Origin of the sequence: Paenibacillus sp. 1_12 (genome assembly GCF_900114475.1) — a bacterium.
Taxonomy (GTDB): Bacteria; Bacillota; Bacilli; order Paenibacillales; family NBRC-103111; genus Paenibacillus_S.
This window is the reverse complement of record NZ_FOTE01000036.1, coordinates 24,957-36,899: the sequence shown is the minus strand read 5'-3', so window position 1 is coordinate 36,899 and position 11,943 is coordinate 24,957. Positions and strand designations below refer to the sequence as shown.

Genomic DNA, 11,943 nt, shown 5'->3' with positions numbered 1-11,943 from the left:
GTATTTGAACTAAGGCTAGAGTACCCCATTACTTCATTACTGCAACTGGCTCAGATTCCACGTAGTACGTACTATTACTGGGTAAGTACAATGGATTGTCCAGACAAAGATACGGACTTAAAATCTCGTATTTTAGCGGTCTATCATGAGCATAAAGGCCGTTATGGATACCGTCGTATTACAGACGAGCTACACAATGAAGGGCAATTAGTGAACCATAAAAAGGTGCAGCGCATCATGCGTGAACTTGGCTTAAAATCCATCGTTCGTATGAAAAAATATCGCTTGTATAAAGGAATAATTGGTAAAATTGCTCCAAACATCCTAGATCGAAATTTCAACGCTACAAGACCAAATGAGACAGACTCCCTATTCGGAACACTCGATGAGCACCAACTATTTATGATCCGCTTTCTTTGGAACGAAATTGCATTTTAAGAAGAATCAATTCGTCAGTTGGATGAGCGAATTGATGGGGAATAACATGGATCAATTCCCAACGGCAGCTCACCTCACTTCTTGGGCTGGTGTAGCACCAGGAAATCACGAAAGCGCTGGTCAAAAAAAGTACCCGCACGGTAAAAGGAAATCCCCACATCAAAACAGCCTTGTGCGAAGCTGCTTGGGCAGCCCCCAAAACCCGTAATCCCCGGTTGTCTGCTAAATTTTGGTCTTTAGCCTCTCGACGAGGTAAGTAAAAAGCACTTGTTGCACTCGCGAAAAAGATGCTCGTTATTCTCTATCAAATGTTATAAACCAAACAAGTTTATATCGAGAATGTTTTTACTAAAATGCCAAACTTATAAGTATTTCCACCTTTTATACTTGTAAACCTTGGAATCGAATCTTTCTCTTCCCGGGCATCCTGTTGCCATTTTTCTGCTATTCTTCAACTTTTAAAGACGAAGCCCACCATGAGTGCATATTTTCTTTTCACAGAAAAAGCCAAGGGCTGATCAATATGTCAACGTGGGTGATGTATTGGGCAGCCTTTTGGCTTTTTTACTGAGAAAATAAAGTTGTATCTCAAAAATAAATTTTTAGACCGGGAAGGGCATTGAACTCCCTCAATATGATTTGATTTTCTCACGCAAGCTCGTGAATTCGCAGAATTCCATCCCCTATTAAAACTAAGGTGTACAGATAGGATAGTGAGAACGGTATTGTGATCTGCCAGAAGGTATAAGGGTCCAAGGTGGGGGTATCCTCACCCAGATGTTATGGTTTAACACCCGCGCACTTCAAACGCCTCCTCAAATATATACCGGAAAATATCTTATTACAATAAAGTGAACCTGCAAGTGTCAAGCATATAAAAAATAAATTCTTACTCACGAATCCTAAACACAGCGAAAATAATCATCCTCGACATTATGGGTTTGTCGTGTTATTTTTTTCAAATTACAGTACATTTTGTTATGGGCAAGAGAACAGAATTCCATTATATGTCCAACCAGATGTCATCTAAGCTAGTGTTCTGGATGCGAAAATATGCGTGAATAACGCAGAATGGTGACCCTGTATTCTGCTATCTTATGCAATGAAGGTTTACCACAAAAGTAAAAATAAAAAGGAGCAGAAGTGATGTTTGAAATAAAATCAGATCGTTTGCGTGTTGAGATTGCACACCCGAATGAAGCACCAAATATAACTACGCGTTTCGACCGGGCGGGGTTTATAACCGAAATCGTGCTTGATGGAGTGCATCGTTTCTGCACCACGGAGCCTAATAATCTCTCTCATCCGTCTTCCGGTGGACGCGGGCTTTGCAGCGAATATTTATTCGATGTCAGCCAAGAGGCAAAAATAGGTGAGCCTTTTCCCAAATTCGGCGTCGGTCTTTTGAAGAAGTTCGAAGACGCACCGTATAAGTTCTGGGAAAGATACGAAGCTGAGCAGTACCCGATTCGTGTTGAGGAAAGTAAGGGCAGCGCCAGATTCATAACGGAACCGCTACTTTGTAATGGCTATGCAATAAGCCAAAAGAAAGATATATTGGTTAAGGATAACATGCTCATAATGCAAATCACGGTTAAAAACGAGGGAGAAAAGCCTATAAGCGTCCGCGAATATTGCCATAATTTTCTTTCAATCAACTCAATGGCCCTTGGACCGGATTACAAGATACGAATGGATTCGATCAAAGATATGGGGAAAAACGTGCTAAACGGGCATATAAAAGGTGATGGACATGGATTTAGCTTTGAGCAATATTCACCCTCACCTGCCTCTGCAAAGGTGACGCTGGAAGAGATACAAATAGGCATCCCCAAAATATTTGAATGGTCGATGATAAATCAAGCCTCTGGTGCCCGTATAGACGTAAAGGACGAGATTGATATCTGCGGCATGACGATGTGGTGCGCAGATCATATAGTAAGCGTAGAAACCTTTCACAAGCTGGAGCTTGCGCCGGGTCAAAGTAATACATGGCAGCGCACCTGGATTTTTGACAACATATGAAAGAACTATTGCCCCTTATCGGTTTTCCTTGGTCCCACCTCTCTTGTTACAGGGATTCCACTGTAACTTTGGCAATGGCGACGCTGCAGATGTTATCCCGTTCGCGGAGCGTACAGGAGATATACAGATGCCCCTAGTATTCCGTCGTGCAGCTGTTTGGGTGGGGCATTGCAGATAAAGCCGCCGCCAATACGGGCTATTTTCTCCCATTTCTCCTCATCCTCAGCTGTCTTTCAAACAAGTCAATTGAGGTGGTAATATCCATTGTTTTGGTTGTTTTCACAACCTGAGCCACATGTTCGTCGTCACGAATCGCCGGGACTATGGTAAAGCGATCTTTCAGGATATCTGTAAAGGCACCCATGCTCATCCCTCATTCCAATAGTTGGAATGGTTCATTCACTGTTGCTTTTACCATTTCCTGTTACTTCACTTTATTGGACAAATATTTTCACGATTCACCAACAAGCTCTCTAAGCTATCTTTTCAGAAGATTAGATTTTCTCATACTTTTTTGACTGTTTATTTCTTCATTGTGTATAAAAAATGGAAAATAGCTAACAGGGTGCAATGATCAGGGTAATATTTTTAAGAAAATTCGCAAGAAAAATCAACCTCGACAAACCTTACCGAGTCCCAATACAATAAGCGTTAGTATGGTGAATGCGCCTGTTGGAAAGACGGTGTATTAGCATACTTTCTTTATAAAATAACAGGTCAACAATATAAAGGAGGACAGTACAACTATGTATCAGTCATTACAAGACCAGCTCAAGGAGAGCCGGTATATCCGCCGCTCCATGAAGGTGGACGAATCTGATTCGGGGTTTGAGCGCTGGCGCAGAAAGCCCATTCTGAAAACCCGTGATCTACCTCTCTGCGAGAACTTTGACAATCTGCGAAACATAGGCTTCGGCACCATGCATAAGGATTTTGAAAACACCAAGTCCGGCAAGGGCAGCATTCGGCTGGATTTCCCCAATTCTACCGAAATTATAGCCCCTAATAACCGCGGCTTCGGCAAAGCTGGCTTCATGTACCCTGTTGCAAACGAGAATCTCTATGAATACAACCGCATCTCATTCTGGGCTTATGCAGAGCCTACCGGACTAGGCACCTATTCCGTCAAAGTATCCCTTCATAATGCGGGAGAGCACATCATGCCCGTACCAGGACGCTTTGAAGGCACCCATGACATCTCTATCAAACCCGGCGAATGGACACAAATTATCTGGGAGCTGCCCGACATCTACCGGGACAAGGTCACTGGAATCTCGTTTGGCACAGTTATGAACGGCTCACCTGTGAATGCCCTGGAAAGCAGGACACTGTATATCGATGATCTGCGCCTTGAAGTGGTGGAACCCGAAAAGAGCCGCGGCTGGGACCTTCCAGTAGGTTCCATAGCATACTGTCACAGCGGCTACCTGAGTGATGCGCGCAAACAGGCGCTGGTACAGGGCTCCGATGCTGAAACCTTTACCCTTACCGACGATAAAGATAAAATCGTATACACCGGAAAGGTTCAAACTTGTGAGAATGGTTTCGGACTTCTGGATTTTACTGATTTTGAGACTCCGGGTTTTTATACCGTCACCGTGGGCGATATTTCCTCCAAACCATTCACCATAGGCCCGGACGCTTTCCTTGGCGCTGCATGGAAGAGCCTGAGTTTCTTCTTCACCGAGCGCTGCGGCTTCGAAGTACCGGAGCTTCACATAGAATGCCACCTCGATACCTTCTGCAAACACCCCGACGGGCGCACTGTACCTATACATGGCGGCTGGCACGATGCTGCAGATTTATCGCAGGCTATAGATAAAACCGCAGATGTAATTGTCGCCATGCTGGACCTCGGCGACGCCACCCGTGAAACGCAGCCGGACCTTTCCGACCGCGTACTGGAGGAAGCCCGCTGGGGACTGAACTGGGCGATGCGCACCCGTTTTGGCGATGGCTACCGCCATGCCAGCCTCACTAAGGCCATCTGGACCAAGAATTACTGCGGCGATAAGGACGACATGACGGGGGAAGCAAAGAATACCGCCATACACAACTACACCGCCGCCTATACCTGCGCCTACGGCGCGCCGTTCTACAAGTGGGACAGGAATTTCTACGAATGGTGTGTCAAGTGCGCCGGTGAAGACTTTTTCTTTGCCGAAGATACGATTGAAACTTCGAACGATAACAGTTTGATGTCTGAGCGTATCGCAGTGGCCACTTCCGCCGCTGCCATGCTCTACCGCGTGACTGGCGAGACACGCTTTCTTGACGCGGCGGCGAACCGTGCGCGGCAGCTGGCCCAATGCCAGCAGCTGGAGCGCAGGACGGACTTTTCCCTTCCGCTGCACGGCTACTTCTACGAAGATCGTGATAAAACAAGGCCCATCAGCTTTTACCACCGCAGTTATGAACATTTCTTCATGAAGGGCTTCACACTGCTGCTCGCCGACGCGCCGGACCACCCTGATGCGGGTTTGTGGAGGCAGTGCGTAGATGCTTACACCGACTACATCAAGGAAACCGCACACGTAATGGAGCCCTACGGCATATTGCCGGCAGGCGTATACGAAGTGGGCAACACCGATTATTCCAAGATGTCGCACGAGGGGGCAAAGGACATTGGCGGTCCGACGGTAGAAGAATATAATGCGCAGGTGAAAAACGGGATCAAGCTGAACGAAAAAACATATCTGCGCAGATTTCCGGTGTCCTACCAATTCCGTGGCTTTCATGCGACCTTGCTGAGCAAGGCCAAAAACGTTTTCGCCCTGGCAAGGTTCCTTGGCGACCGAGAGCTTTATGACATCGCTGCCAGGCAACTGGAATATGTTCTGGGCTTCAACCCCTTCGTCATGAGCACCATGTACGGCGAGGGCTATGACTACCCGCTGCTTAATGGTGGTTACGCCGGCCAGCCTGTGGGCGCAGTTCCTGTCGGCTTCGAGACCTTCGAGAATGACGACGAGCCCTATATGCCTATGCAGTCAAGCCCGACCTATAAGGAGATATGGGTGTGCAGCACTGCGCGCGTGATGTGGAGTATTGCAGAGGTTTACAAGGGCATCTGACCGGCTGAATTAAACGGTTTGAGTAACAACATCGTTACGGATGTTCCCATCACGCCAGGCAATGTCCATGATTCGGTTCCGTACGTTGAACAGCTTAAGCATCAGGTCGAGAAGTTTGGTTTTATGAATACGTTAGAAGCAATTGCATTAGATTCCGGCTACCTTACAACAGTCTGAATTGATAGAATCAATGATTGGGTAATAAGAAGAGCAAGGCAGTTTTTTTCATATTCTGCCCTGCTTCTATTTTGAATTGTCTATAAGCAAAAAGAACCCTGTATTCTCAATGGTTTCCAGCATCTCTACACTCTTTTGTCAAATTTCCTTAAAAGGTTCGACGAGCTGAGGCAGCCGCTCAATGAGTTCGTCCTGATGCCATGGCTTACCATTGACGAGGCCGTGGAAATAGGTGTCAGAATTTTCGGCGAATTAATGGAAGTGATGCGGCGGTACCTGGGGCACAAGCCTCCAGTGAGATGTACGACGCGGCCTCCGGCACGTATCTTTTGGGAGGGAAACGGGTCGGCTCGTGATGAGATGATTGCCTGCGCCAAATACCTCAGCGAGACCTTCGACCTCGTGTATGTCGAAGACCTGCTGGAAGAAAACGATTGGGGATTCACACACAAAGGCGCTACGGGCGCTTCCGCGCACTTTCATGATCGGCGACGACTTCATTGCAAGCAGGTCTGGTCGGAATCGTGCGCTTTTAGTCTTGCATAAAGCAGCTTTCCCCCGCAATACGAGCGCGGGAAAGCTGCTTTTTAACCTTTACACGCAATTACACGCGATATCCCGTTTCAGTGTCAACACGGTTAAGCAGGGGTTCACCCGCCTGCAGACGGCGCAGGTTTTCACACAAGACCTCGATGATGGAAGGATAGATTTCCCCGAATTTGTCTCCGCCAGCGCAATGGGGAGTAATCATCGCCGTTTTGATACCCCACAGGCGATGGCTTTGTGGAAGAGGCTCCGGCTCCACCACGTCGAGGCCAGCGCCCGCCAGCGCACCGCTTTCCAACGCGTCGCAGAGCGCCTCGGTGTCTACGGCTGAACCCCGTCCTACATTGAGCAGGAAAGCCCCTTGCTTCATTTTATCGATGCGCTCACGGCTGAAAAGGCCCTCCGTGTCTGGGTGGTTCGGCAGACACAGAGCTACAATGTCGCATTGCGGCAGGATGTCGTCAATCTGATCCATACGATATAGTGCCTCCAGATAATCGGGTTTTTCGTCGACATGCCGGCGAATGCCGAAAACCCTCGCGCCCAGCGCATGCATTTTTTGAGCATAACGACCGCCGATATCGCCGATGCCGACGACCAGCACGGAAGAGCGCGCTACGATCCCGATGTGCCCCAGATGCCTCCAATTGCGCTCATGCTGGAGATCGCGGTACAGGTGAAGCTTGCGCATGAGGACGAGCGTATGGGCAAGCAGAAATTCGGAGATGGCAAGCCCGTAAGCGCCGGAGCAGTTGCACAGCAAAGCGCCTTTCGGCAACACGCCCGGCCGTGTATACCGGTCATGCCCGGCTGTCAAGAGCTGCAGCCATTCCAATCTCTCACACAGGGAAAGCTGCTCCTCGTTGGGGTTCCCCCAAATATAGGCGGCCCGTTTGAGCGCTTCTTCGGAGGGGGGCTGCTTCTCGCAGTAAACGATATCGAGCCCGGGCGCCTGCGCCTCCAGTTTAGCGCGAAATTCAGGTAAAAAGGCCATCATGACAAGTAGGGTCTTTTTCATCAGTACATTCCTCCCATGCAGTTGATAATGGAGTGCGCCTTTGTCCGGCAATTCCGGAAAGGACATATCTCAGCCTTTACATTATAGCTAAAAGTTGATTTAAAATCGGATGATAAAATCTCCTACCAAATCGGTTTTTGGCGGTGAAGAAACACGGATAAACGCATATCGGGGGGGTATCTGGTTAAAATCGGGAGAAAACGGAGTGAAATTATTCATTCTCGACTGCGCCAGCGTATATGCCTATAATTCAACAATAGGGGAGGAACGCTATGTGTGCCCTAACCGTTGTCAACAAAGAAAGGATGGATCGTCATGTCGAGCCAAGAACCGTATATCCTGTGCGCATTGGCGCAAATGGATCAGCTGAGTGTGGGAGACCTTTCACGTTTTTTATTTGAAACAGGCCTTGTCGCGGAAACCGATCTCAAGCTGCCGCTTACCTCTCTCAAGGAGCAAGGACTTGTTTGCCAGGCCGTGAATTTGAGTGGCGTTGTTTACGAAATCACGGACGCCGGCAGAACCCTGGTGAGCGACGACGCGTCGCTTGCGCAGATAAAAGCGGACGTAGCCGCCAAAAGCGCGGAGTACCAGCGTGTCTTTGAGCAAGAAAAAGACTATATTGCCCAGTACACCGAGTCGTCTACTGGGGTTGTTCCTGTATTCCTTTCTATCCGCGATGGCGCAAGGATTGTCATCAAAATTAATATTATCGTCAGGGATATCGACACAGCGAAAAAAATATGCTCCGGATGGATGAGCAACTCTGGGCGCGCATTTGACGCCGTATGGCAGGCCATCGCCGGGGATGAGCCGGAGCCGGGCTTTTGGACAAGTCGGCCGGAGGAGGGGAAGGCATGAGACTACCCGTCTGGAAGGAGGGGCTCCCTTACCCCGAACCATCCGAAATGCCTTATCCCGGCGGCATGACAAGGATACTCGCGCACGATGGACGGCGCGATCTGTTGCCCTTTCTTCACGATTGCACGATCACCTCGCACGGCGGCAAATTGTATTTGGGCTGGTATAACTCCACCGACGCGGAGATCTGCGGTTCTTCCCTGATCCGGGGGCGCTATTCCGAGGACGGAGGGGAGAGCTGGTCGGAGGTATTCAACGTGGTGGGCGAGATCGGTAGCGCCGAGGAGCACTTTGTGCCGGCGAGCTTCTTTGTGCACGAAGACAAACTGTTTTCACTGATCACCGAGATGGGTGGCAAGAATCTGTCGATTTCTCTTGACCTGTTCGAGGCTCCGCAGTCTTCTCTAGACGATTGGAGAAGAGTCTCTGTCATATCGGGGGGGTTCCTTAGCAATTCTCCCCCAATCCTGATGGATACGGGTGATTACATTGCGGGCGTCTGGATGCCGCTGAAGGGGGAAACTCCCGCTTTTCCGGCAGTGCTCATTAGCCAGGGAGCGGATATCGCGAAGCCGTGGCGCAGCTCTTTCTTGTATGATCCGCTCGCTCCAGACGCCGTGAAAATCAGGTGCCCCGAAATTACTTTGATCGTACAAGGAAGCGCTATCACTGCTTATGTCCGAAATGACAAGGGCAAGCATGGCGATCCCACAAGCGGAGCGTCTTTTGTCTTTACGAGCGAGGATTACGGTGAGAGCTGGTCAAAGCCGGCCAAAATTTCCATGCCGGTCGGAAACTGCAAAATGTTCGCAGGCATTCTGTCCGATGGCAGGCGATACATGATTTACAACAATGATCAGGGCTACTTTAAACGAGGTCTGCTCTGCATGGCTCTCACCGAACCGGGAGAGGTGGAATACACAAAAGTCTATAAGTTATTCGAAGGCGGGGCCCCGGAATTCGATGGTCGGGGGGGCACTTGGTTTTATCCCTGCGCCTGCGAGCAGGAGGGATTCTTGTATATCGCCCTCACCATGCAGGAGAATCGCGTAAGAAGCGCCGTCGTCGCTAAAATCCCATTGGACTCGCTGTAAGCACCAAGTATAATACTGAGGCTAGCGTCGGAATTTGCCAATAAGCTGGGCGCGGTTCCCAGCGTGTATACGCAGTATTATTACCACAGAAACAGAAGAGTCACGGAACCGCGTATACCTGACGCACTTTTTCAGTAAATAAAATGGAGTGTTAATCATGTCATTAATATTAGCTGTTGATCTAGGTGGAACGAAAGCTCATGCTATCATCGCCGACCACCAGGGCCATATTCTGGGCTTTGGAGACGATAAGGATTGGACATATCAAGCGATGGAAAGACGGATATTTAAAATGGTACGTATCCGTTTCGCCGCCGACAAAGCTCTCGCCGACGCAGGATTGCCCATGTCAAAAATAGAGCGGGTATCCGCCAACTGTTCCGGAGCGGACTGGTCGTTTGAATTTCCCATTGGAGTCAGACAACTTGGAGAGACTTTGGGCGTCCAGAATATTTCTTACTTTAATGACTGCATAGGCGCACTTAGGGGCGGCACGGAGATTATCGGGCGTGATTGCGCAGTCATCTGCTTGGGCTCAGGCGCCAACTGCGCGGTCTATAACAAGGACGGCCAGAGTTACGAGTATGCCTATTACTTAAAGAACATACATCAGGGCGGCGAAGCCATAGGCCGCTTCATTGTGGACGCTGTGGTGGACGCCAGCGTCGGCCTTGCACCGGAAACCGAACTAACGCGCCTTTTGCTGGATTTTACGGGTTTTTCCTCCGTAGAGGAGTTTTATATGCTCTGTACGACGGGCCGAAGCGAAGACGAGTCTCCCAAACAGCCGGTGTATAAGGAATTCTGCCCGTTGCTTTTTGAGGCCATACGTCTCGGAGACGCCGTGTCGCTGCAGTACATTGATCAATTTTGCGCCGCTTTGGCTAATTATGTAGTGGTTGCCGCAAAAAAACTGAATATCGTTGACAGGCCGCTGCCTGTGGTCATTTCGGGAGGCGTGTGTAAGGGCGACAACATTATTCTGGAACTTATTGAAAAACACCTCAAGGGAAAAATACCCGGGGCATACTGTATAAATGCGAGGTTCGAACCGGTAGTCGGGGCGTTGTTACAGGCTCTGGATCGCATTTATCCGCTGGGTATACCCGAAGACGTTATGAAAACGCTTGAGCGTTGCTGCACCGAACGGAAGCTTTTCCGGGAAATCGGATATGCGGGGGCGGAAGTATAAAAAAGCCTGGTTTATGCCTAGGCAGCAAACAATAGATGATTCCTGTATTACGTATTGCACAGGGGTCATCTTTTTTTTAATCTCCACTGATACTTATGTCCAGTGTGAGGCGATTGGACAGGTTATAGGAGAGGTGTTCTCCTAGTGAAGCATCGGAGTAGGGTGAATAGAGAAGCTGTCTCTGAGTGGCCATAAGGGAGGTATGAATGTCGGTCAGCAAGGCAAGCCCAGGAATACCTTGACATCCGAAAGAGACCGCTCTTTGCGGGTATACAAAAAAGGTACCCACAGACTGAACGCTTTTTTCCAAAGTGTCCATTTTATGGTTACCTGTGTAGGTAATAAGAAGAGTAGGGCAGTTTTTTTCATAATGCCAGAATTTATAAGTTTTCAGCGGAGCTGAACATTCTGATATTGCAAGAAAACCTACATGTAAAACACGGTCGCTCTTCTTTGTAAGACCTCGATAGAGGTTTTCTTATATTCTGCCCTGCTTCTATTTTGAATTGTCTACCAGCAAAAAGAACCCAGTACTCTCAATGGTTTCCAGCATCTCTACAACATTCTTTTTGTCAAATTTCCTTAAAAGGTTTGAAATATGGGTCTTCATTGTCGTCATTTCAATAAAGCGGACGTCAGCTATTTCCTTATACTTCATGCCGGATCGCAACATGCGCAGTATATCCATTTCTGACGGGGTGAGCTTCAGAATTACCTGAATAGTATAAGAAAGGTTCTCTTGGGCGTTTTTTAACTGGATATATTCCTTCCTCAAATACTCCGAGGCTTCCGGGTGTATGATAGAGCGGTTTTGCGCAGCCCGTATTATGGTGTCGGGTAAGTCGGGTTCAGAGACGCCTTTTATGAGATAGTCGCACGCGCCGAATAGAAACGCGTTGGAGATGTAATAGTCGGAATTCTGGACTGTATAGATAATAACTTTGGTATTTGGCCGCAGCTTGATGATCTCGCGCATAGCGTAAAGCCCCGCGAGTTTGGACTCTATTTCAATATCCATTACCGCAACGTCAGGGGCGCTATTGGCAGCGAAAGCCACCGCTTCATACCCGTTACCAACAGAACCAACCAAAGCAATAGCCGGATTATTAGCTAGAATGCGCGTTAGCTTATTCCGCGTTTGTTCCGAGCCGTCCACAATTAGAACTTTTATATGGTTAACAGTCGTCTTCATAACATCACCCTCCGGACGAATGCCCCAAAATATATTTAGTTCGTAAAAAGTAACCGTATCCAAGGTCAGGTAAGCGTATTCAAGGCCGAACGAAATAACGAATCAATATAAAATGAAGGGCGTCCTAGTATGTACCGATCAAGCGTGGGTCGCGTTCGGTGTTATTTGGCATCTTATACGCAGCAAGCCTTGTCGTGTACTTTTTTTACGAAAGCCTAAGAACGATTCGATTCTATACTATTCTATTAATATAGATCCAAAAAGTCTAGTCTTAAAGCAATTATGAAAATTCATACTTGACAAATAGAAGTTAGCATAAAAGTTCC

The 11,943-nt window shown here is 48.3% G+C and carries 9 protein-coding genes and 2 pseudogenes; 8 read left to right on the top strand and 3 right to left on the bottom strand.

All coding sequences use genetic code 11. The features are described from left to right. The 3 genes and pseudogenes from BM210_RS32740 to BM210_RS32730 form a co-directional block, all read left to right on the top strand. A pseudogene (locus BM210_RS32740) lies at positions 1-360 on the top strand (IS3 family transposase); the annotation flags it as partial. 100 nt (positions 361-460) lie between these two features. Then, positions 461-646, top strand: a complete 186-nt coding sequence (locus BM210_RS32735) for a transposase (RefSeq protein ID WP_371263578.1) — start codon at positions 461-463, stop codon at positions 644-646. Between the two features lie 938 nt (positions 647-1,584). Further along, positions 1,585-2,463, top strand: coding sequence for a hypothetical protein (locus tag BM210_RS32730; protein WP_091176876.1), 879 nt, complete (start codon positions 1,585-1,587; stop codon positions 2,461-2,463). Between the two features lie 196 nt (positions 2,464-2,659). Here the strand turns inward: BM210_RS32730 and BM210_RS35220 are convergent, their stop codons facing one another. Beyond that, the gene (locus BM210_RS35220) at positions 2,660-2,827 is read right to left on the bottom strand and encodes a hypothetical protein (protein ID WP_177238142.1); all 168 of its coding nucleotides are present in this window, start codon (positions 2,825-2,827) and stop codon (positions 2,660-2,662) included. 382 nt (positions 2,828-3,209) lie between these two features. On the opposite strand from BM210_RS35220, the gene BM210_RS32725 reads away from it, so the two are divergent. Beyond that, positions 3,210-5,537, top strand: coding sequence for a glycoside hydrolase family 9 protein (locus BM210_RS32725; RefSeq protein WP_091176875.1), 2,328 nt, complete (start codon positions 3,210-3,212; stop codon positions 5,535-5,537). A gap of 27 nt (positions 5,538-5,564) precedes the next feature. Then, positions 5,565-5,705, top strand: a pseudogene (locus BM210_RS34510) (IS5/IS1182 family transposase); the annotation flags it as partial. Between the two features lie 613 nt (positions 5,706-6,318). Here BM210_RS34510 and BM210_RS32715 read toward each other — a convergent pair. Continuing rightward, positions 6,319-7,278: a D-2-hydroxyacid dehydrogenase gene (locus BM210_RS32715; protein ID WP_177238141.1), complete on the bottom strand. Its 960-nt coding sequence runs from the start codon at positions 7,276-7,278 to the stop codon at positions 6,319-6,321. Between the two features lie 315 nt (positions 7,279-7,593). Between BM210_RS32715 and BM210_RS32710 the strand changes: the two genes are divergently transcribed. The 3 genes from BM210_RS32710 to BM210_RS32700 all read left to right on the top strand — a co-directional run bounded on the left by BM210_RS32710 (position 7,594) and on the right by BM210_RS32700 (position 10,425). Next, positions 7,594-8,139 (top strand): DUF4364 family protein, encoded by a 546-nt coding sequence (locus tag BM210_RS32710; RefSeq protein WP_091176872.1) that lies wholly within the window; start codon positions 7,594-7,596, stop codon positions 8,137-8,139. Continuing rightward, positions 8,136-9,233 carry an exo-alpha-sialidase gene (locus tag BM210_RS32705; RefSeq protein ID WP_091176871.1) on the top strand — a complete coding sequence of 366 codons (1,098 nt, stop codon included), beginning with the start codon at positions 8,136-8,138 and terminating at the stop codon, positions 9,231-9,233. Before BM210_RS32710 ends, BM210_RS32705 begins: the two co-directional genes overlap by 4 nt. Positions 9,234-9,390: 157 nt before the next feature. Then, the gene (locus tag BM210_RS32700; protein ID WP_091176870.1) at positions 9,391-10,425 is read left to right on the top strand and encodes a BadF/BadG/BcrA/BcrD ATPase family protein; all 1,035 of its coding nucleotides are present in this window, start codon (positions 9,391-9,393) and stop codon (positions 10,423-10,425) included. A gap of 496 nt (positions 10,426-10,921) precedes the next feature. Here BM210_RS32700 and BM210_RS32695 read toward each other — a convergent pair whose 3' ends face one another. After that, positions 10,922-11,617: a response regulator transcription factor gene (locus BM210_RS32695; protein ID WP_091176869.1), complete on the bottom strand. Its 696-nt coding sequence runs from the start codon at positions 11,615-11,617 to the stop codon at positions 10,922-10,924. Between the last annotated feature and the right edge of the window lie 326 nt (positions 11,618-11,943).